The organism is Streptomyces inusitatus, assembly GCF_014651115.1.
Lineage (GTDB): Bacteria > Actinomycetota > Actinomycetes > Streptomycetales > Streptomycetaceae > Streptomyces > Streptomyces amakusaensis.
In genome coordinates, this window is sequence record NZ_BMWG01000002.1 from 429,180 (window position 1) to 450,606 (window position 21,427).

A 21,427-nucleotide genomic window follows, 5' to 3' on the forward strand; every position below is an offset into this window, starting at 1 on the left:
CCACAGGGGTCCGGGCCGGGCGTTCTTGTGCGCGGTCAGGCGTTGGCGGGGGCGGGCTCAGCCACCGCCGGGGCGCCGGGGTCGCGCGGGCCGGCCGGGGGCCCGCCGCGCTTGGCGGCCTTCTTGGCCGCCCGGCGCTCCTTGCGCAGCTCGACCATCGCGTACAGCGTCGGCACCAGCAGCAGGGTCAGCAGCGTGGAGCTGATCAGACCGCCGATCACGACGACCGCCAGCGGCTTGGCGATGAAGCCGCCCTCGCCGGTGACGCCGAGCGCCATCGGGAGCAGGGCGAAGATCGTCGCCAGGGCCGTCATCAGGATCGGGCGCAGCCGGTGCCGCCCGCCCTCGACGACCGCCTCGACCACTCCGTACCCCTGGGCCCGGTACTGGTTGATCAGGTCGATCAGCACGATGGCGTTGGTGACCACGATGCCGATCAGCATCAGCATGCCGATCAGTGCCGGTACGCCCATCGGGGTGCCGGTGAGGATCAGCAGGCCGATCGCGCCGGTCGCCGCGAACGGGATGGAGACCAGCAGGATCAGCGGCTGGATCAGCGAGCGGAAGGTGGCGACCAGCAGCATGAAGACGATCGCGATCGCCGCGAGCATCGCCAGGCCGAGCGAGCCGAAGGCCTCGTCCTGGTCCTCGGAGACACCGCCGATAGCGGCGGTCGCGCCCTCGGGGAGGTCGAGGGACTTCAGCTCGGCCTGGAGCGCGGTGGAGACCGCGCCCGTGTTGTCGCCGGTCGGCTTGGCGGTGATGGTCGCGGCGCGGGCGCCGTCGATCCGGGTCATCGAGACCGGGCCCGCCGCCAGCTCGACCTTGGCGATCTGGCCCAGCTTCACCGGGCCGAGGGGCAGCTTCCGCAGCTCGTCGATGGTCTTGGCGGGCTTGGCCGAGGTGATGACGATGTCGCGCTCGGTGTCGCCGAGCACGGCCTTGCCGGCCGGGGTGCCCCGGACCGCCTGGCTGACGGCCATGCCGAGGGCGGCCTCGCTGAAGCCCGCCTCGACGGCCTTGTCGTTGCCCTTGACCGAGATCCTGGGGATGCTCTGGGCCAGGTCGCTCTGGACGTCGGTGACATCGTCGAGTCCGGCGACCTTCTTACGGACCGCCTCGGCGGCCTTCTGGAGGGTCTTGGGGTCGGCGGCCTTCACCACGACGCTCAGGTCCTGGTTCCCGAAGCCGTCGCCCGCCGCGATGGTGGTGTCGCCGATGCCCTTGAGCGCGCCGAGTTCGGTGTCGATGCGGTCGCGGGTCCGCTCGTAGTCGCCCGCGTCCTTCAGCGTCATCTGGTACGAGGCCTGATTGGCTCCCGCACCGCCGCCGAAGGCCGCCATGAAGCCCGAGGAGCCGACGGTGACCTGGTAGTTCTCAATCGTGTCGATGCCCGCGAGAACCTTCTCGACCTTCGCGGCGGCGGCGTCGGAGGCCTCCAGGGAGGTGCCCGGGGGCAGCTCCTGCTTGATGGACATGACCTCCTGCTCGCCCTGGTCGAAGAAGTTGGTCTTCAGCAGTCCGGCCATGCCGAAGGTGCCGGCCAGGACGACGACGGCGAGGACCACACTGGTGATCCGGCGGCGGGTCGCGAAGCGCAGCACCGGGACGTACGCCCGCTGGAGCTTGCTGCGCCCCTCCTTCTCCTCCGCGACACGGCGGGCCTCGTCCGGGTCCATGCCGCGCACGGCCTTGGGCGCGCGGAGGAACCAGAACGAGAGCACCGGCACCACGGTCAGCGAGACCAGCAGCGAGGCCAGCAGGGCTGCGGAGACGGTGAGCGAGAACGAGCCGAACAGCTCGCCGATCATGCCGCCGGTCAGTCCGATCGGCAGGAAGACGGCGACGGTGGTCAGCGTGGAGGCGGTGACCGCTCCGGCGACCTCCTTGACGGCGGTGATGATCGCGGCCTGGCGCTCCTCGCCGTAGCCGAGGTGGCGCTTGATGTTCTCCAGGACCACGATCGAGTCGTCCACGACCCGGCCGATGGCGATGGTGAGCGCGCCCAGGGTGAGCATGTTGAGCGAGAGGTCCCGGGTCCAGAGCACGATCAGCGCGAGGACGACGGAGAGCGGGATGGAGACCGCGGTGACCAGGGTGGAGCGGAGCGAGGCGAGGAAGACCAGGATCACGATCACGGCGAAGAGCAGGCCGAGGGCGCCCTCGGTGGTGAGGCCGGAGATCGACTTGGAGACGGCCGGGCCCTGGTCGGACACGACGCTGATCTCGGCGCCGTCGCCGAGGTCCTTGCGCAGCTCGGGCAGCTTCTCCTGGACCGCGTCGGAGATGGCGACGGCGCTGCCGTCGTTGTCCATGGTCGCGAGGACGGCGAGGCTGGGCTTGCCGTTGGTGCGGGTGAGGGAGACGGCGGTGGACGGCGTCTGCTTCACCGTGGCGATGTCGCCGAGGCGTACGGGTCCGCCCTTGGCGGGCGGCGCGGGGGCCAGGCGCAGATTCTCGATCTGCTGGACGCTGGTGAAGCCGCCGCCGACCTGGACGGTGCGGCTCTTGCCGTCCTCGTCGAAGGAGCCGGCGGGGACGGTCGCGCCGCCCGCGTTCAGCGCCTCGGCGAGTACGGCGGTGTTCAGGCCGGCCGCGGCGAGCGCCCGGTCGTCGGGGGTGACGGAGACCTGGAGGTCCTGGACTCCGTCGATGGAGACCTGTCCGACGCCCTCGATGTCCTCGATGGCGGGGACGACGGTCCGCTCCAGCTGGTCCGCGAGGGCCTGCTGGTCGTTCTCGGAGGTGACGGCGAGGACGACGGTGGGGATGTCGTCCGTGGAGCCGGCCACGACCTGGGGGTCGACGTCGTCGGGCAGCTGTGCGCGGGCCCGGTTCACCGCCTGCTGCACGTCGGCGACGAGCTGCTTGGCGCCGTCCCCGTACTCGAAGCTGGCCATGATGACGGCGCTGCCCTCGCTCGCCGTGGAGGTGATCCCCTTGATGCCGTCGACCGCCTCGATGGAGCTTTCGAGCGGCTCGACGACCTGCTTCTCGACCACATCGGGAGACGCGCCCTGATAGGGAGCGATCACGGAGACCATCGGGAGTTCGATGGAGGGCAGAAGCTGCTGCTTGAGCTGGGGTATGGCGATCGCCCCGAAGGCGATCGCCACGATCGAGATCAGCCCTATGAGGGCGCGTTGCGACAGGCTGAATTTTGACAGCCAGGACATTTGGGGACTCTCTTCTGTGGCTTGCGCGGCAGGCATGGCGGGCGGGATCGGGCCCGCGTTTATACGATCAGCCATGAGAAGGGCCCGTCCGTCGGCCCCAAGTCCCGTTTCCTTATGCCGTCCATACCGCAACCGCAGTACACAGCGCGGGAGATTCACTCCGCCCTTGGGCGGACCAGACCCGATTCATAGGCTATGACGACGAGTTGGGCGCGGTCGCGGGCGCTCAGCTTGGCCATCGCCCGGTTCACATGGGTCTTGACGGTGAGCGGGCTGACCTGGAGACGTTCGGCGATCTCGTCGTTGGAGTGGCCCCCGGCGACCAGGACGAGCACTTCGCGTTCGCGGACGGTGAGTGCGGCGAGGCGCTGGGAGTACGCCTCGGACCGCTGGTCGTCGTCGAAGTCGCCGCCCTGGGCGAGGAATTTGGCGATCAGCCCCTTGGTGGCGGCCGGGGAGAGGAGGGCCTCGCCGCCGGCGGCGACGCGGATGGCGCTGAGCAGCTCCTCGGGTTCGGCGCCCTTGCCGAGGAAGCCGGAGGCTCCGGCGCGGAGCGACTGGACCACGTACTCGTCCACCTCGAAGGTGGTGAGCATGACGACGCGGACCCCGGCCAGCTCCGGATCGGCGGTGATCGCGCGGGTGGCGGCGAGTCCGTCCGTACCGGGCATCCGGATGTCCATCAGGACGACGTCGGCGCGTTCCGAGCGGGCGAGGGCGACGGCCTGCGAGCCGTCGGCGGCCTCGCCGACCACCTCCATGTCGGGTTCCGAGTCCACCAGGATCCGGAACGCGCTGCGCAGCAGCGTCTGGTCGTCGGCGAGCAGCACCCTGATCGTCATCCGTCGTCTCCCGTCCGGGCCGTGAGGGGCAGTATCGCCTGGACCCGGAAGCCGCCGCCGTACCGGGGGCCCGCACTGAGGCGTCCGCCGATCGCGCCGACCCTCTCGCGCATGCCGAGGAGGCCGTGGCCGCCCTCGGTCTCGGTCTCGGTCTCCGGGGCGCTCTCCCGGCCGGTCTCCGGTACGGGGGTGTCGGCGGGGCCGCCGTCGTCGAGGACGGTGACTTCCAGGGTGCGGCCGACCCGGATGACGCTCACCTCGGCCCGGGCGCCCGGTCCCGCGTGCTTCTGCACATTGGTCAGCGCCTCCTGGATGATCCGGTACGCGGCGAGGTCGACCGCGCCGGGCGGGGTGATGCCGTCGTCGGCGCGGGCCACCTCGACCGGCAGACCCGCCTGGCGGAAGGTGGTGACCAGTTCGTCGAGCACCCCGAGGCCGGGGGCGGGTTCGGTGGGGGCCTCCGGGTCGCCGGACTGGCGGAGCAGTCCGACGGTGGCGCGGAGTTCGTTGAGGGCGGAGCGGCTGGCCTCGCGGACATGCGAGAGGGCCTCTTTGGCCTGGTCGGGGCGTTTGTCCATGACATGGGCGGCGACGCCGGCCTGCACATTGACCAGGGCTATGTGGTGGGCGACGACATCGTGGAGATCGCGGGCGATCCGCAGCCGCTCCTCGGCGACGCGGCGGCGGGCCTCCTCCTCGCGGGTGCGCTCGGCGCGTTCGGCGCGTTCCTTGATGGCGTCGATGAAGGCGCGGCGGCTGCGGACGGCGTCCCCGGCGGCGGCGGCCATGCCGGTCCAGGCGAAGATGCCCAGATTCTCCTGGGTGTACCAGGGGGTGGAGCCGAAGAACATGGCGCTGCCGGTGAGCCCGGTCATGGTGAGCAGTCCGACGCGCCAGGTGGTGGGCCGGTCGGTGCGGGAGGCGACGGTGTAGAGGGCGATCACCGCGCTCATGGCGACCGGGGCGGAGGGGTCGCCGAAACTCAGTTCCAGGGCGGACAGCGCGCTGGTGAAGATCAGGACGCCCATCGGGTTGCGGCGGCGCGGCACCAGCGCGACGGAGACGACGGCCATCAGGAGCACGCTGCGCACGTCGGGGGTGCGGTTGCCGAACTGGGGTCCGTGCACCCCGCTGACGGCGAGCGAGCCGACGATCATGGCGACCAGGACGACGACGGCGAGCGCGCCGTCGAAGGCCATCGGGTGGGAGCGGAGCCAGCGCTGAGTGCGGGCGAGCCCGGTGGCGAGTGAGGTCACGTCGGGCAAGGTTACGGCGTGTCGCGGCCGCCCCGCCGGGTGGGCGGGGCGGGTGCGATCGGCCCGTCAGCGGTCGGCCCGGTGGGCGGTCAGCCGGCCGGGTCCGGGATGAGGCCCTCGTCGCCGAGCATCGCCCGGACGTCCGCCAGGGTCGCGTCCGGACCCGGGAGGATCAGCCCGGACGGCTCCAGCGCGTCGTCCGGAAGAGGTTCGCCGAGGTCGTGGACCCGGTCCAGCAGAGCGGTGAGGGTCCGCCGGAAGGCCGGTTCGTCCCCTCGCTCCACCTCGGCGAGCAGCTCGTCGTCGAGCTTGTCCAGCTCGGCGAGGTGGCCGTCGGCCAGCCTCACCTGACCCTCCCCCATGATCCGAACGACGGTCATGACGAGTCCCTACTGCTTGTCGAAGTTGGGCCTGGTGCCGTTCCGCTGCCCCTGGGCGTCCTGACCGGCCGCGCCGCCGCCCTCGATGGCCTGCTTCGAGGCGCCGGAGCCGCCCGCCAGCTCGGCCTTCATCCGCTGGAGCTCCAGCTCTACATCAGTACCACCGGAGATGCGATCCAGCTCGGCGGCGATGTCGTCCTTGGCCGTCCCGGTCGGGTCGTCGAGCGCGCCGGAGGCCAGCAGCTCGTCGATCGCGCCGGCCCGGGCCTGGAGCTGGGCGGTCTTGTCCTCGGCCCGCTGGATCGCCAGACCGACGTCGCCCATCTCCTCGGAGATGCCGGTGAAGGCCTCGCCGATCCGGGTCTGCGCCTGGGCGGCGGTGTAGGTGGCCTTGATGGTCTCCTTCTTGGTGCGGAAGGCGTCGACCTTGGCCTGGAGCCGCTGGGCGGCCAGGGTGAGCTTCTCCTCCTCGCCCTGGAGCGTCTGGTGCTGGGTCTCCAGATCGCTGACCTGCTGCTGGAGGGCGGCACGGCGGGAGAGCGCCTCGCGCGCCAGATCCTCCCGGCCGAGCGCCAGCGCCTTGCGGCCCTGGTCCTCCAGCTTGGCGGACTGCCCCTGCAACTGGTTGAGCTGGAGTTCGAGGCGCTTGCGGGAGGTCGCCACATCGGCCACTCCCCGGCGCACCTTCTGCAACAGCTCCAGCTGCTTCTGGTACGAGTAATCAAGGGTCTCGCGCGGATCCTCGGCCCGGTCCAGGGCCTTGTTCGCCTTCGCGCGGAAGATCATCCCCATACGCTTCATGACACCGCTCATGGGCTTCGCGCGCCCCCTTCTGACGGACTACAGCTTCAGCACTCCAGAACCCACAGTACGGGCCCTGCATCCATTACCGCACTGTTCAGGCGCGGATGCGCTCATCCCCAAGGACGACTGCGCGGTGCCATTGATCCGGCGCAAGGAGTAGACGACCGTCAGGGAACCCCTCAGGAACCCGGCGTAAACACGGAAGCATGACCGTTTCTCATGGCTTTCCTTGCCCTATACCGCTCTATACCCACTTTTGTACGGCTGTCACCGGCCGGGTTCCGGGCCGGTAGGAGGAACGCGGGGGAACGTCGGGGAACAGGGCGTTGCCGGATCGTTCCCCTCCGGCGTTGGGTACCCGCGCCCCACCCCGTACCCTTGGGCTTTGTGTTCCGTAGCCGTGCCAAGACAGAGAAGGTCCCCACCGACAAGGTGACGGCCGACCTCTCCCAGCAGTCCCGTGACCCCGAGGCCCCGAAGGGCCGCCCCACCCCCAAGCGGAGTGAGGCCCAGACCCAGCGCCGCCGTGCCGCCACCCAGCCGCTGGACCGCAAGGCGGCCATGCGCCGCCAGCGCGACGCCCGGCGCGCGGACCTGGCGCGGCAGCGGGAGGCGCTCGCCAGTGGTGACGAGCGCTATCTCCCCACGCGCGACAAGGGTCCGGTGCGCCGCTTCGCCCGTGATTACGTGGACTCCCGCTTCTGCGTCGCGGAGTTCTTCCTGCCGCTCGCGGTGCTGATCCTGATCCTGAGCATGATCCAGGTGGGCCAGCTCCAGAACATCGCGCTGCTGATCTGGCTCGGTGTGATCGCGATGATCGTGATCGACTCGATCGGTCTGGGCTTCCGGCTGAAGAAGCAGCTGAACGCCCGCTTCCCCGACGAGCCCAAGCGCGGCGCGGTCGCCTACGGCCTGATGCGTACGCTCCAGATGCGCCGGCTCCGGCTGCCGAAGCCGCAGGTCAAGCGCGGAGAGCGGCCCTGAGTACGGAGGCCCCCGGCGCCGTGGACGCGGTGCCGGGCACCCCGGTGGTCGGCGAGGTCGCCGAAGTCGCCCGGGCCGCCCAGTTCGCCGACGGCCCCGGGGAGGCCCCCGGCGGTCTGCTGGAGGCCGTCCACCAGGAGCTGCTCGCCCGTCGGCTCGACGAGCAGATAGCGGCCCGCTTCCCGGTGGGCCAGCGGCTGCGGATCCTCGACGTCGGCATGGGCCGGGGTGTGCAGACGCTCCGGCTGGCCCGCGCCGGGCACGAGGTCACCGGACTGGAGTCCGACCCCACCCTGGTCGGCGCCGCTCAGGAGGCCCTGGCCACCGAGCCCGAGGGCATCCGGGAGCGGGTCCGGCTGGTCGAGGGCGACTGCCGCGACACCGGTGTGCACTTCCTCCCCGGCGCGTTCGACGTGGTGCTCTGCCACCGCGTGCTGATGGAGTCGCAGGAACAGGACCCGGACGCGACGCTCGCCGGGATGGCCAGGATGCTCGCCCCGCGCGGGCTGCTCTCCCTCCTCGTACGCAACGCGGACGCACTGGCCCTCGGGCCGGGGCTGGCCGGGGACTGGGACGGGGCGCTGGCCGCGCTCGACGCCGACCCCGGCACCGACCGGCGCGGCGCCTCGGTGCGCGCCGACCGGCTGGAGGCGCTCACCGCGACGCTCGCCGGGATCGCGGCCCCGCTGCACGCCTGGTACGGCGTACGGGTCTTCACCGGCTGGGGCGCCGACGCGCCCGTGCCGGACGAGGGCACGCTGGAACGGCTGCTGGCCGCCGAGGACCGGGCCGGGCGGACCGACCCGTACCGCAGGGTGGCGGCACTGCTGCATCTGTGCGGGGCCCGGGATTCCTGAAGCCCCGGCCGACCCTCCAGTGATTTCCGTGATTTTCGCGAGGGAGTCAGGCAACGGCGGCTCCCTCGCGTCCCCCCTCAAGTGAGCAGAGCAGAGATCCCGGCCCAGAACGCCGAGAAGAACGAGACGACGACCCCGAAACTCTCCGCCGGGGAGACCTGGCGGGCGCTGTACGCCCACTTCCGTCCCCACCGGGGGCTGGTCGCGCTCGGCGCGGTCTTCGCCCTGGTCGGCGCGGTCACCGGGCTGATGCAGCCACTGGCGGCCAAGGAGCTGGTGGACCGCCTCAGCCAGGACGAGTCGATCACCGGGATCCTGATCGCGCTCACCGCGCTGGTGGTGCTCGGCACGGTGATCGAGGCGACCGGCGGATACATCCTGAGCCGTACCGCCGAATCCGTGGTGCTGGCCGCCCGCCGCACCCTGATCGGACGGCTGCTGCGGCTCAAGCTGCCGGAGATGGAACGCTCCCAGCCCGGCGATCTGATGTCCCGGATCTCCTCGGACACGACCCTGCTGCGCGCGGTCACCACCCAGTCGATCGTCGCGGCGGGCACCGGCGGTCTCACCGCCGTCGCCACCGTCGTGATGATGGGCATGATGGACATGGTGCTGCTCGGCGTCACCCTCGGGGTGATCGTGCTGATCGGCGGGTGCGTCGGCCTCGTGATGCCGAAGATCGCCCAGGCCGCCACCCGCTCGCAGGAGGCGGTCGGCGAGATCTCCACCCGGCTGGAGCGGGCCTTCGGGGCCTTCCGCACCCTCAAGGCGTCCGGCGCGGAGGAGCGCGAGACCGCGATCATCGGCGCGGCGGCCGAGGACGCGTGGCGGCACGGCGTCCGCTCCGCGAAGTGGGAGTCGGTGGCCTGGTCCTCGGTGGGGCTCGCGGTGCAGGTCTCCTTCCTCGCGGTGCTCGGCATCGGCGGGGCACGGGTGGCCTCCGGCGCGATCTCCGTCTCGACGCTGGTGGCGTTCCTGCTCTTCCTCTTCTATCTGATCGACCCGGTGTCCAAGCTGGTGGAGGCGGCGACCCAGTACCAGGAGGGCTCGGCGGCCATCGCCCGGATCGTGGAGGCGGAGCGCCTGGAGACGGAGCAGACCGAGAGGACCGGGCGGACGGCCCCTGCGGAGAAGACCGGGCAGACCGGGCCTGCGGCGTCGGTCGCGTTCGAGAACGTCTCCTTCCGCTACCGCGAGGACCTTCCGCCGGTCCATCACGGGGTCTCCTTCGAGGTGCCCGGCGCCGGGATGACCGCGTTCGTCGGCCCCTCGGGGGCCGGAAAGACGACCGTGTTCGGGCTGATCGAGCGGTTCTACGAGGCCGACGGCGGCCGGATCCTGATCGACGGCCGGGATGTGCGCGACTGGCCGACCGCCGAGCTGCGCGCGTCCATCGGATATGTGGAGCAGGACGCTCCGGTGCTGGCGGGAACGCTCCGGGAGAATCTGGTCTTCGCCTCGCCGGACGCCACGGACGAGCAGATCCACGAGGTGCTCGTACGGGCCAGGCTCGACGCGCTGGTGGACCGGCTGCCGGAGGGGCTGGACACGGTGGTGGGCCACCGGGGCTCCAAGCTCTCCGGCGGTGAGCGCCAGCGGGTGGCGATAGCGCGGGCGCTGCTGCGGCGGCCCCGGCTGCTGCTGCTCGACGAGGCGACCAGCCAGCTGGACGCGGTCAATGAGATGGCACTGCGGGACGTGGTCGCGGAGGTGTCGCGGGAGGTGACGGTGCTGGTGGTCGCGCACCGGCTGTCGACGGTGACCCTGGCGGACCGGATCGTGGTGATGGACGCCGGGCGGGTGCGCGCGGTGGGGACGCACCAGGAACTGGTGGCGGGCGATCCGCTGTACGGGGAGCTGGCGGCCACGCAGTTCCTGGCGACGGTGCCCGAGAACGCGGCCTGAACCGCCGAACGTCGGATCTCCACAGACGGATGTCCGTGGACGCCGAGGGTTCCGGTCACCGGTTCGGCGGCGTCCAACATGCCGATATATTGGGGCGAAAGGGATACTCCGGTCATGGAGATATCCCCTCGTCCCCTCTCGCGCGGCACCGCCCGCCGCCGTCTCCGTCTCCGTCTCCGGCGGCTGCTGCCGTCGGCCGCGGGGGTCTGCGCGGCGGTCCTCATCGGCGGCTGCACGGGGACTCCCGGGCCGGAGCGCACCGAGGCGTCCTCGTGGCAGCGGATGGAGAGTTCGACCCGGGCGGCCCCGCCCTCCTCGGTGAACGAGCTCCAGACCGACTACGAGACCGTCATCAAGAACGTACTGCCGTCCGTGGTGCAGATCGAGGCCGGGAACAGCCTCGGGTCGGGCATCGTCTACGACAGCAAGGGCCATGTGATCACCAATGCCCATGTGGTGGGCGAAGGGCGGTCGTTCCTGGTCACCGTGGCGACGGGCGAGGAGCCGCTGACCGCGAAGCTCGTCTCCTCCTACCCGGAGCAGGACCTGGCGGTCATCAAGCTGGAACGGGTTCCCGCCGGGCTGAGGCCCGCGACCTTCGGCGACTCCTCGAAGGTGGCCGTGGGGCAGATCGTCCTCGCCATGGGGTCGCCGCTCGGGCTGTCCAGCAGCGTGACCCAGGGCATCGTCTCCGGGATCGGCCGCACGGTGAGCGAGAGCGCCACCGGCGGCGGGACCGGCGCGACGATCGGGAACATGGTGCAGACGTCCGCCGCGATCAACCCCGGGAACAGCGGGGGCGCGCTGGTCAATCTGGACAGCGAGGTGATCGGGATCCCCACCCTGGCGGCGACCGACCCGGAGCTGGGCGAGGGGGCCGCGCCCGGGATCGGGTTCGCGATCCCCGTCTCGATGGTGACGACGGTCGCCGACCAGATCATCCAGAACGGGAAAGTCACCCACTCGGGACGGGCCGCGCTGGAGATCACCGCGCGGACCGTGCTGGACGACAGCTACCAGCCCGCCGGAGCGGCGGTGGTGGAGGTCGTCAAGGGCGGGGCGGCGGACAAGGCGGGGCTGCGGGCCGGCGACATCATCACCAAGGTGGGGTCGTCGGAGATCACGTCGATCACCGGGCTCGCGGAGGCGCTGGCGTCGGACGAGCCGGGGGAGAAGGTGGTGGTGGGGTATGTGCGGGACGGGGAGGAGAGGACGGCGGAGGTGACGCTGGGGGAGGTCTGAGAGCTGACGCTCTCGGTTACCCGGTCAATGTGCGGGCCGTTGTCGGGGGCTCCGCCCCCGAACCCCCGCTCCTCAATCGCCGGAGGGGCTTGAATTTGAGGCACCCGTTCAGTGAACGCCCTGGCTTCGCAGGGAGTGGACCCAGCGAAAGCTTGATTTATCGGCCCGGCCCCCACAGTTGCGGGGGCCGGGCCGGAGTGCGAGAAGGTTACTCGGCGGTGTGGAGGCTCATGGGGCCGTAGATCTGGGTGGAGTCCTCGGAGAGGGTGACCTGGTCGGCGCCGCCGTCGCGGAGGTCTTTCCAGTGCTCACCGATCCAGGACTCGGCGTCGCCTTGTGTGGTGAACTCCTCCGGCTCGACAGCCGGCTGGACCTTTGTCCCGTCGGACTTCTCGAACTGCCACGTCCATGCCATGTCCGCCTCCTTGGGGGTCTGAAGTGATCTCTGTCCCGCACGCAGCGTAGCCGGGGGCGCGGGGGGCGCGGGGAAGCGGGAGGATCAGGGGTGTGGAACTGACACTGCTCGGTACCGGCGCCCCGGCCGGTCTCCCCCGGCCCGACTGCCCGTGCGCCGTGTGCGCCGCCGCTCGCGGCCCGGGGGCGCGGGCCGCGACCGCGCTGCTCGTGGACGGGGCGCTGCTGCTGGATCTGACGCCGGGGGCGGCGCTGGCCGCCGCGCGGGCCGGACATTCGCTCGTGGGCGTACGGCAGGTGCTGTTGACGCATCCGCACGACGGGCCGGCCGTGGATGTGCCTGCGGGGCTGCCGTCGGCGGGCAGGGTGCCGGACGGGCGGGTGCTGACGCTGATCAGCGGGCATCGGGTGCGGGCCGTGGCGATGGACAATCCGGGCACGGGGTACGAGGTGGCCTCGCCGGAGGGCGACCGGCTGCTGTATCTGCCGCCGGGCGGCGCGCCCGCCGGGCTGGCGGAGGGGCTGGCGGCGTACGAGATGGTGGTCGCGGATGTGGTCGGGCGGCCGGACGCGATCGCCAGGCTGCGCGCGGCGGGGGCGATCGGGGCGACAACCGATCTGATCGCGGTGCACATCGACCACGATGCGCCCGGGGGCCCGGAGCTGGACCGCAGGCTGGCCGCCGCCGGGGCGCGCGCCGTGCCCGACGGCACCACGCTGATCGTCGGCGAGTACCACGCGGTGCCCGATGTGCCGCGCCGGACGCTGGTGACCGGCGGGGCCCGCTCGGGGAAGTCGGTGGAGGCCGAACGCAGGCTGGAGGCCTTCCCCGATGTGCTGTACGTGGCGACCGGCGGCCGGCGCGAGGGCGACGCGGAGTGGGCGGACCGGGTGGAGCTGCACCGGGAGCGGCGGCCCGGGTCCTGGCGTACCTCCGAGACCTGCGAGCTGGCCCCGCTGCTCGCCGAGGACGGCCCCCCGCTGCTGATCGACTGTCTCTCGCTCTGGCTCACCGACGCGATGGACCGGGCCGGCGCGTGGGACGACGAGGTGTGGCGGGAGCGGGGGGAGCGCGCCCTGCGGGAGCGGGTCGCCGAGCTGATCGCCGCCGTGCGGCGGAGCCCGCGCACGGTGGTGGCGGTGACCAACGAGGTGGGCTCGGGGGTGGTGCCCGCCACGGCGGCGGGCCGCCGCTTCCGGGACGAGCTGGGACGGCTCAACGCGGCCTTCGCGGCCGAGTGCGAACAGGTGCTGCTGGTGGTCGCCGGGCAGGCTCTGGTACTCCGGAACTGAGCCCGCGCGCACCCGGTACTGTTCGGCGAATGAGCAGGCTGAATCTCGATGACTTCTCCGAACTGATCGAGCGTCCCGACAGCGGTGTCCGGCGCGACGCAGAGGAACGCAGAGAGCGGCTGACCGTGCCGCCCGGCGCGCTCGGCCGGCTCGACGAGCTGGGCGAATGGCTGTCGGCCGCCCAGGCGTCGGTGCCGGTGAAGCCCGTCGGACAGCCGAAGGTGCTGCTGTTCGCCGGTGACCACGGCATCGCCGGTCTCGGCGTCTCCGGCCGGGCGGCCGGCACGGCGCATCTGCTGGTGCGCGCCGTGCTCGACGGCGCGAGCCCGGTGGCCGTGCTGGCCAGGACCGCCGGTGTGCCGGTGCGGATCGTGGACGCCGGGCTGGACTGCGATCCGGCGCTGCTGCCCGAGGAGATCGTCCGCCACCGGGTGCGGCGCGGCAGCGGGCGGATCGACGTCGAGGACGCGCTGAGCGCGGACGAGGCCGAGCGGGCGGTGCGGCTGGGGATGGCCCTCGCCGACGAGGAGGCCGACTCCGGGACCGATCTGATCGTTCTGGGCGATCTGAGCGTCGGCGGCACCACACCCGCGTCGGCGCTGATCGCCGCGCTCTGCGGCACCGACGCCTCGGTGGTCACCGGGCGGGGCGGCGCGGGCATCGACGATCTGGCGTGGATGCGCAAGTGCGCGGCGATCAGGGACACGCTGCGCAGGGCCCGGCCGGTCCTCGGCGATCAGCTGGAGCTGCTGGCGGCGGCGGGCGGCGCGGATCTGGCGGCCATGACCGGCTTTCTGCTCCAGAGCGCGGTGCGCCGGATGCCGGTGATCCTGGACGGGGTGGTCTCGGCGGCGTGCGCGCTGGTCGCGCAGCGGGCGGCGTTCCGTGCGCCGGACTGGTGGCTGGCGGGGCAGCTGAGCGGTGAGCCGGCGCAGGCCAAGGCGCTGGACCGGATGGCGCTCAACCCGCTGCTCGACCACGGCGTCACTGTGGGGGAAGGGACCGGGGCGCTGCTCGCACTGCCCATCGTCCGGGCGGCGGCCGCGCTGGCGGCGGAGCTGCCGGAGAAGGAGAAGGAGAAGGCTCCGGAGGCCGAAGCCGCTCCGGATCCGGCTTCGGATCCGGCTTCGGCTCCGGCTCCGACGGGGATCGACACGGACTGACGGACACGTCGGTACGGCCGCCGCGGGTCCAGTGGTGGCCGTACCCTCACCTCCCCCGCCCAGCGGTGCCCCATATCATCGCATTTCATGGGAGAGGTCCGTTTGTCCAGCAACTCGCAGTCCGCGCCGCCCGGCCCCGCGCCCGGCGGCCCGGCCGCCCGGAGCACCGCCCGCTCCCGGCGCGCCGCCTCCTTCGCCGTCTGGTATCTGCGCGGGGCGGCGTTCATCAATGTCCTGAGCGCCGTCTGGGTCTCGCTCGGCCAGGACCTGCGACGCCACAACGTGGCCGAGTACTTCACCCCGTACCTGCTCACCGCGGGTTTCGCCTCCGGCGTCCTCGCCCTCTTCCTCGCGGTCACCATGCGCCGCCGCAAGCGGGCCGCCTGGATCCTCAACCTGGTGCTCGGCGGGGGCTTCCTGCTGCTCTTCGCGCTCGCCCTGGCGCTTGAGGAAGGCTTCCGCGGGCATCCGCAGAACTGGGTCTCACTGGCCCTGACCGCCGCCTTCGTCGCCTCCCTGCTGCTGGGCCGGCGGGAGTTCTACGCGATCGGCGACCGCTCCAACCCCAAGCTCGCGGCGGCCGTCGCCACCGTCGGACTGCTGGTCACCTCACTGCTGGCGGCCCTGCTGGTCACCGTCACGAACACCGCCGACACCGGCTCCACCTTCCTGGAGCGCTGGCGGTACGGGGTGCTCCGGCTGATCTCGCTCGCGGCCAACGACGACCACATCACCGGCATCGAGACCCCGGGCTGGGTCGATGTCGTCATCAACACCGCCTCCACCGCGCTGCTGCTCGCCGTGGCGTACGCGGCCTTCCGCTCCCGCCGTACCGTCGACCCGCTCACCGAGGAGGACGAGGAGCGGCTGCGCGCCCTGCTCGCCCGGCACGGCGAGCGCGACTCGCTGGGCTATTTCGCGCTGCGCCGCGAGAAGAGCGTGGTGTGGTCCCCCACCGGGAAGGCCGCCGTCGCCTACCGGGTGGTCGGCGGGGTGAGTCTCGCCTCCGGCGATCCGATCGGCGATCCGGAGGCCTGGCCGGGCGCGATCGAGCCCTGGCTCGCCCAGGCGCGCGAGCACGGCTGGTGCCCGGCCGTGATGGGAGCGGGCGAGGAGGCCGGCACCGTCTACGCCCGGCACGGCCTCGACGCGCTGGAGCTGGGCGACGAGGCGATCGTGGAGATCGCCGATTTCACCCTGGAGGGGCGGGCCATGCGGACCGTGCGCCAGGCGTACAACCGGGTGCGGCGCGCCGGGTACGAGGTGCGCGTCCGCCGCCACGAGGAGATCCCCGCCGAGGAGATGGCGGTGCTGCTCGAACGCGCCGACGACTGGCGCGACGGGGAGACCGAGCGCGGTTTCTCCATGGCGCTCGGACGGCTGGGCGACCCCGGGGACGGCCGCTGTGTGATGCTCGAATGCACCGACGGCGAGGGCGTCCTGCGGGCCGTGCTGAGCTTTGTGCCCTGGGGTCCCGGCGGGCTCTCGCTCGATCTGATGCGGCGTGACCGGGACTCCGAGAACGGCCTGATGGAGTTCATGGTCATCGAACTGCTCCAGCGGGCGGGCGGACTCGGGGTCACCCAGGTCTCACTGAACTTCGCGATGTTCCGCTCGGTCTTCGAACGCGGCTCCCGGCTCGGCGCGGGCCCGGTGCTGCGGCTCTGGCGCTCGCTGCTCAGCTTCTTCTCCCGCTGGTGGCAGATCGAGTCGCTCTACCGCGCCAACGCCAAGTACCGGCCCATCTGGGAGCCCCGCTTCCTGCTCTTCGAGAAGAGCGCCGACCTGCTGCGCATCGGGGTGGCGGCGGGCCGCGCCGAAGGCTTCCTGGAGGCCCCCGGCCTGCCGAAGTGGCTGCACCGCAGGCATCTGGAGACCCGGCGCTGAACCGCGGGAGGGTCATCGCTCCCGTGCGGCGGCGGGCGGGTCCGGCGTACCGCCGAGCAGATTCTGGAACCGGCGGCGGGGCCCGTCCCAGCGGCGGTCGTGACGGTAGGCGCGCAGCAGCGCCCTGGCCCGGGCCCTCGGCCGGGAGCGGTAGCAGCGGCGGGCCCACGCCGAGCCGGGGCGGGCCAGCCGGAGCGCGCCGAAGAGGGCCACGAAAGGGACGAGCGTGCCGATGAGCGCCGTCCTCGGTTTGCCCTTGACCAGGGTGATCAGCACGAAGAGGAAGTTGAGGCCCAGGGTGAGGGCGAGGTTCGCGCGGTCCTGGCGCTCGGCGGGGCTGAGCGAGTCGACGTCGAGCGGGGAGAAGCCGCTGAGCACCAGCAGGGCGAGGGCGGCGGCGAGGACGACGACCTCCACGCTCTGGCGGCCCTGTTCGCTCCAGTAGACGTCGTCGATGTGGACGATCAGCGCGAACTCGTCCAGGAGCAGGCCCGCGCCGATCCCGAAGACGACCGCGCAGATCGCGGCGGTGAGCCCGTGCCGTCCGCTGCCCACCGCGCCGAAGCCGCCGACGACGGTGAGCACCACCCCGGGCACCGCGTGGTGGATGTGGGTCCCGCCCGCGGTGATGTCGCGGAAGGGGCCGATGCCCGCCCTGATCAGCCGGGTGATGGTGCGGGTGATGAGGAAGGTGAGGACGAAGGAGGCGAGGGCGAGCAGCATCGGGAGCTTCCCCGCCTCGGTGATGTTCTCCTGGAACCAGCGCCCCATAGCGAAATGCCCCCTTGTGAAAGGTATGCGTAATTTACCGCTTGTGGGGTGAGAGGGGCGGGCTACGCTTCGCCGGTGGACCGCCCGCCCCGGGCGGCTCCCGGCGCCCTTCGGCGATCCCCAGCGATCCCCCAGTGATTCCCGAGCGAGTGAAGTGAGCGGTGTGAGCGGTCTGACCGGCATACGTTTCGCCTTCGGCACCCTGACCGTGCTGCCCGTCCGCCTCACCCGCTGGGACCGCGGGGCCGCCCGGGCGGGCATGCTCTGCGCCCCGCTGGCCGGTCTGGTGGTGGGTCTGGCGGCCGCGGTCACGGGCGGGGCGCTCCGGCTGCTGGGGGCCGGGTCCGCGCTCGCCGCCGTCGCGGCCGTCGCGGTGCCCGCCGTCCTCACCCGGGGGCTCCATCTGGACGGGCTCGCGGACACCGCGGACGGCCTGGGCAGCGGGAAGCCCGCCGAGGACGCGCTGCGGATCATGAAGCAGTCGGACGTCGGACCGTTCGGCGTGATCACCCTGCTGTTCGTCCTGCTCGCCCAAGTCGCCGCCCTCGCGCAGCTGTACGACCGGGGCTGGGCGTACGGCGCGCTCGCCGCCGTGACCGCCGGGGTCACCGCCCGGCTCGCCCTCACCCTCGCCGCCCGCCCGGGGATCCCCGCCGCCCGCCCCGGGGGCCTGGGCGCGGCGGTCGCCGAGACCGTCCCCGTACGCACCGCCCTGGCCGTCGCCGCGCTGGTCACCGTCTGCTGCGCGGGCGTCGGCGCGCTCCTGGGCGGGTACGGCGCGGTGCACCAGGCGGTCGCGGTCCTGGCCGGGCTCGCGGCGGCCCAGCTGCTGCTGCGTCACTGTGCGCGCCGGTTCGGCGGGGTGACGGGCGATGTGTTCGGCGCTCTCGCCGAGACGGCGGCGACGGTCGCGCTGGTGGCGCTGGCCCTGGGCTGAACGGCCGCTCAGCGCGTCCGGGGGCGGCCCGGGCCGGGCGGGGAAGCGGCTCCGCCGTGATCGGGATACGTGACCGCGCGTACGCTTTTCCCCTGGCGGGGTGTTGACCTATCCCCCCAACGGCCCCCAAAGGCCCTGGAAACTCAACGGAAGCGAGATTTCACCACCGTGACTGCTCTCACTCTCAGCACTGCCGGCGCTGCGACGCTGCGCGCCGACGCCCTCGTCGTCGGCATCGCGAAGGGCGCCAAGGGCCCGGTGGTCGCGCCGGGCGCGGAGGCCGTGGACAAGGCGTTCGACGGAAAGCTCGCCGCCGTACTGGAGACCCTCGGGGCCACCGGCTCCGAGGGCGAGGTGACGAAGCTTCCCTCGCCCTCCGGCTTCAAGACCCCCGTCGTCCTCGCGGTCGGCCTCGGAACCCTGCCGGCCAAGGACGAGACCTACGGTCTGGAGACCCTGCGCCGGGCCGCGGGCACCGCCGCCCGGGTGCTGACCGGGTCCAAGAAGGCCGGCTTCGCCCTGCCGATCGAGGACGCGGAGGACGCCGGGGCCGTGGCCGAGGGCGCGCTGCTGGGGGCCTACGCCTTCACCGCGTACCAGGGCGGCGGGAAGAAGGCCGCGAAGGGCGGCGGCCCCAAGCAGGCGCTCGCCGAGGTGGCCCTGCTGGGCGCGAAGCCGCGCGACAAGGCGTTCAAGGCCGCCGCCGAGCGCGCCGTCGCGATCGGCGAGGAGCTGAACCGCGCCCGCGACCTGGTCAACACCCCGCCGAACGACCTCACCCCCGACGCCTTCGCCGTGCTGGCCGCCGCCGCCGGCAAGGAGCACGGGATCAAGGTCCAGATCCTGGACGAGAAGGCCCTCCTCAAGGGCGGCTTCGGCGGCATCATGGGCGTCGGCCAGGGCTCGCAGAACCCGCCGCGCCTGGTGCGGCTGAGCTACACCCACCACAAGGACGCCAAGACCCTCGCCCTGGTGGGCAAGGGCATCACCTACGACTCGGGCGGCATCTCGCTGAAGCCCGCCGGTCACAACGAGACGATGAAGTGCGACATGGCCGGCGCCGCCGCCGTGTTCGCCGCCGTCGTCGCCGCCGCCCGGCTGGGCATCGCGGTCAATGTCACCGGCTGGCTCGCGCTCGCCGAGAACATGCCCTCGGGCTCGGCCACCCGCCCGGGTGATGTGCTGCGGATGTACAGCGGCAAGACGGTCGAGGTGCTCAACACCGACGCCGAGGGCCGGCTGGTGCTGGCGGACGCGCTGTGGAAGGCGTCCGAGGAGCACCCCGACGCGATCGTGGACGTGGCGACGCTGACCGGCGCGATGATGGTCGCGCTGGGCAACCGCACCTTCGGTGTGATGGCCAACGACGACGCGTTCCGCACCGCGGTCCACGAGACCGCGGAGGAGGCCGGCGAGCAGTCCTGGCCGATGCCGCTCCCGCCCGAGCTGCGCAAGGGCATGGACACCCCCACCGCCGACATGGCCAACATGGGCGAGCGGATGGGCGGCGGCCTGGTCGCCGGTCTCTTCCTCCAGGAGTTCGTGGGCGAGGACATCGCCTGGGCCCACCTGGACATCGCGGGCCCGGCCTACAACGAGAGCGCGCCGTTCGGCTACACCCCCAAGGGCGGCACCGGCTCCTCGGTCCGCACCCTGGTGCGGCTGGCCGAGCGGATCGCCGACGGCGAGCTGGGCTAGTCACCCGGAGTGACCCCCGGTGCCTCACGGTGCCCCACGGTACGGCCCCGCCCGCGCTCGGGCGGGGCCGTGCCGCGTGAACGGGCGGTACGGCGCGGTACGGCGCGGTACGGCGCGGTCCCACGCGGTCGGGGTGTCCCGAAAGCGCCGTTCGCTGTGGATGAAACATCCCTTTCGGTGGAATCGGCCCGGCCGCCGGAATGTTATTACCTGTGAGTAACTCCTGAGGTGATCGATCAGACGCCACAAGAGACCGGCCCCGCGTCCCGTCTTTCCGCAACAAGTGCGAAGATGGGTCCTCGGCAGGACAGGGCCCGACCTAAGGGCCGACGAGACATCGGCCGCACACCAGCCGAACGGCCGGTTTCCCCCGGGTGAGGGGGCCCCGGTGCCCGGCGCACATGCATGGAGGACGTGACGTGGCGAACGACGCCAGCACCGTTTTCGACCTAGTGATCCTCGGCGGCGGTAGCGGCGGTTACGCTGCGGCGCTGCGCGGAGCTCAGCTGGGTCTCGACGTCGCCCTGATCGAGAAGGACAAGGTCGGCGGCACCTGCCTGCACCACGGCTGCATCCCGACGAAGGCTCTGCTGCACGCCGGCGAGATCGCCGACCAGGCGCGCGAGTCGGCCCAGTTCGGTGTCCGCGCCACGTTCGAGGGCATCGACGTCGCGGCCGTGCACAAGTACAAGGACGAGGTGATCTCGGGCCTGTACAAGGGACTCCAGGGTCTGATCGCCTCCCGCAAGATCACCGTGATCGAGGGCGCGGGCCGCCTCTCCTCGCCGACCTCGGTCGACGTCAACGGCCAGCGGGTCGAGGGCCGTCACATCCTGCTCGCGACCGGCTCCGTGCCGAAGTCGCTGCCGGGCCTGGAGATCGACGGCAACCGGATCATCTCCTCCGACCACGCGCTGAAGCTGGACCGCGTCCCGCAGTCCGCGATCGTGCTGGGCGGCGGCGTCATCGGCGTCGAGTTCGCCTCCGCGTGGAAGTCCTTCGGGGCCGACGTCACCGTGATCGAGGGTCTGAAGCACCTGGTCCCGGTCGAGGACGAGAACAGCTCCAAGCTCCTTGAGCGCGCGTTCCGCAAGCGCGGCATCAAGTTCAACCTGGGCACCTTCTTCGAGAAGGCCGAGTACACCCAGGACGGCGTCCGCGTCACCCTCGCGGACGGCAAGACCTTCGAGGCCGAGGTGCTGCTCGTCGCCGTCGGCCGCGGCCCGGTCTCCGCCGGCCTCGGCTACGAGGAGCAGGGCGTCGCGATGGACCGCGGCTATGTCCTCGCGGACGAGTACATGCGGACGAACATCCCCACGATCTCCGCCGTCGGCGACCTGGTCCCGACGCTCCAGCTCGCGCACGTCGGCTTCGCCGAGGGCATCCTGGTGGCGGAGCGTCTCGCCGGTCTGACCACCGTCCCGATCGACTACGACGGCGTGCCCCGGGTGACCTACTGCCACCCCGAGGTCGCGTCCGTCGGGATCACCGAGGCCAAGGCCAAGGAGATCTACGGCGCGGACAAGGTCGTGGCCCTGAAGTACAACCTCGGCGGCAACGGCAAGAGCAAGATCCTGAAGACCCAGGGCGAGATCAAGCTCGTCCAGGTCAAGGACGGTGCCGTGGTCGGCGTCCACATGGTCGGTGACCGGATGGGCGAGCAGATCGGCGAAGCTCAGCTGATCTACAACTGGGAGGCTCTGCCGGCCGAGGTCGCGCAGCTCATCCACGCGCACCCGACCCAGAACGAGGCGCTCGGCGAGGCCCACCTGGCGCTCGCGGGCAAGCCTCTGCACGCCCATGACTGAGCCCCTGGCG

At 71.9% G+C, this 21,427-nt stretch carries 17 protein-coding genes; 10 read left to right on the forward strand and 7 right to left on the reverse strand.

Going from position 1 to position 21,427, the window contains the following annotated elements:
- Positions 1 to 35: 35 nt before the first annotated feature.
- From IE247_RS05795 to IE247_RS05815, 5 genes are all read right to left on the reverse strand, one after another.
- Positions 36 to 3,176 carry an efflux RND transporter permease subunit gene (locus IE247_RS05795; protein WP_190121782.1) on the reverse strand — a complete coding sequence of 1,047 codons (3,141 nt, stop codon included), beginning with the start codon at positions 3,174 to 3,176 and terminating at the stop codon, positions 36 to 38.
- Positions 3,177 to 3,331: 155 nt separating this feature from the next.
- Entirely contained in the window at positions 3,332 to 4,018 is a 687-nt protein-coding gene (locus tag IE247_RS05800) for a response regulator (protein WP_190121783.1), read from the reverse strand.
- On the reverse strand, positions 4,015 to 5,274 hold the full coding sequence (locus IE247_RS05805) for a sensor histidine kinase (RefSeq protein ID WP_190121784.1): 1,260 nt from the start codon (positions 5,272 to 5,274) through the stop codon (positions 4,015 to 4,017). Before IE247_RS05805 ends, IE247_RS05800 begins: the two co-directional genes overlap by 4 nt.
- 89 nt (positions 5,275 to 5,363) lie before the next feature.
- Complete coding sequence (gene pspAA / locus IE247_RS05810; RefSeq protein WP_190121785.1) at positions 5,364 to 5,654, reverse strand: PspA-associated protein PspAA; 291 nt, start codon at positions 5,652 to 5,654, stop codon at positions 5,364 to 5,366.
- Positions 5,655 to 5,663: 9 nt separating this feature from the next.
- Positions 5,664 to 6,467, reverse strand: coding sequence for a PspA/IM30 family protein (locus IE247_RS05815; RefSeq protein WP_190121786.1), 804 nt, complete (start codon positions 6,465 to 6,467; stop codon positions 5,664 to 5,666).
- 378 nt (positions 6,468 to 6,845) lie between these two features.
- Between IE247_RS05815 and IE247_RS05820 the strand changes: the two genes are divergently transcribed.
- The 4 genes from IE247_RS05820 (at position 6,846) to IE247_RS05835 (ending at position 11,446) form a co-directional block, all read left to right on the forward strand.
- Positions 6,846 to 7,442: a DUF3043 domain-containing protein gene (locus IE247_RS05820; protein WP_190121787.1), complete on the forward strand. Its 597-nt coding sequence runs from the start codon at positions 6,846 to 6,848 to the stop codon at positions 7,440 to 7,442.
- Between the two features lie 116 nt (positions 7,443 to 7,558).
- The gene (locus IE247_RS05825; RefSeq protein WP_190122097.1) at positions 7,559 to 8,299 is read left to right on the forward strand and encodes a class I SAM-dependent methyltransferase; all 741 of its coding nucleotides are present in this window, start codon (positions 7,559 to 7,561) and stop codon (positions 8,297 to 8,299) included.
- An 81-nt stretch (positions 8,300 to 8,380) separates the two neighbouring features.
- Complete coding sequence (locus IE247_RS05830) at positions 8,381 to 10,204, forward strand: ABC transporter ATP-binding protein (RefSeq protein ID WP_229868683.1); 1,824 nt, start codon at positions 8,381 to 8,383, stop codon at positions 10,202 to 10,204.
- Between the two features lie 114 nt (positions 10,205 to 10,318).
- Positions 10,319 to 11,446, forward strand: coding sequence for a S1C family serine protease (locus IE247_RS05835; protein ID WP_190121788.1), 1,128 nt, complete (start codon positions 10,319 to 10,321; stop codon positions 11,444 to 11,446).
- Between the two features lie 208 nt (positions 11,447 to 11,654).
- Here the strand turns inward: IE247_RS05835 and IE247_RS05840 are convergent, their stop codons facing one another.
- Positions 11,655 to 11,861, reverse strand: a complete 207-nt coding sequence (locus IE247_RS05840; protein ID WP_190121789.1) for a hypothetical protein — start codon at positions 11,859 to 11,861, stop codon at positions 11,655 to 11,657.
- 92 nt (positions 11,862 to 11,953) lie between these two features.
- Here IE247_RS05840 and IE247_RS05845 point away from each other — a divergent pair, with 92 nt between their 5' ends.
- From IE247_RS05845 to IE247_RS05855, 3 genes are all read left to right on the forward strand, one after another.
- Positions 11,954 to 13,153, forward strand: coding sequence for a bifunctional adenosylcobinamide kinase/adenosylcobinamide-phosphate guanylyltransferase (locus IE247_RS05845; protein WP_190121790.1), 1,200 nt, complete (start codon positions 11,954 to 11,956; stop codon positions 13,151 to 13,153).
- Positions 13,154 to 13,182: 29 nt separating this feature from the next.
- Complete coding sequence (gene cobT / locus IE247_RS05850) at positions 13,183 to 14,316, forward strand: nicotinate-nucleotide--dimethylbenzimidazole phosphoribosyltransferase (RefSeq protein ID WP_190121791.1); 1,134 nt, start codon at positions 13,183 to 13,185, stop codon at positions 14,314 to 14,316.
- A gap of 87 nt (positions 14,317 to 14,403) precedes the next feature.
- A complete protein-coding gene (locus IE247_RS05855) occupies positions 14,404 to 16,203 on the forward strand; it encodes a phosphatidylglycerol lysyltransferase domain-containing protein (RefSeq protein ID WP_190121792.1) in 1,800 nt (599 codons plus the stop codon).
- Between the two features lie 12 nt (positions 16,204 to 16,215).
- On the opposite strand, the gene IE247_RS05860 is transcribed toward IE247_RS05855, so the two are convergent.
- Positions 16,216 to 16,974: a hypothetical protein gene (locus IE247_RS05860; RefSeq protein WP_190121793.1), complete on the reverse strand. Its 759-nt coding sequence runs from the start codon at positions 16,972 to 16,974 to the stop codon at positions 16,216 to 16,218.
- Between the two features lie 163 nt (positions 16,975 to 17,137).
- On the opposite strand from IE247_RS05860, the gene IE247_RS05865 reads away from it, so the two are divergent.
- The 3 genes from IE247_RS05865 (at position 17,138) to lpdA (ending at position 21,417) form a co-directional block, all read left to right on the forward strand.
- Positions 17,138 to 17,911, forward strand: coding sequence for an adenosylcobinamide-GDP ribazoletransferase (locus IE247_RS05865; RefSeq protein ID WP_373305508.1), 774 nt, complete (start codon positions 17,138 to 17,140; stop codon positions 17,909 to 17,911).
- Between the two features lie 168 nt (positions 17,912 to 18,079).
- On the forward strand, positions 18,080 to 19,609 hold the full coding sequence (locus tag IE247_RS05870) for a leucyl aminopeptidase (RefSeq protein ID WP_190121795.1): 1,530 nt from the start codon (positions 18,080 to 18,082) through the stop codon (positions 19,607 to 19,609).
- A 419-nt stretch (positions 19,610 to 20,028) separates the two neighbouring features.
- Entirely contained in the window at positions 20,029 to 21,417 is a 1,389-nt protein-coding gene (lpdA, locus tag IE247_RS05875) for a dihydrolipoyl dehydrogenase (RefSeq protein ID WP_190121796.1), read from the forward strand.
- The last annotated feature ends 10 nt before the right edge of the window (positions 21,418 to 21,427 follow it).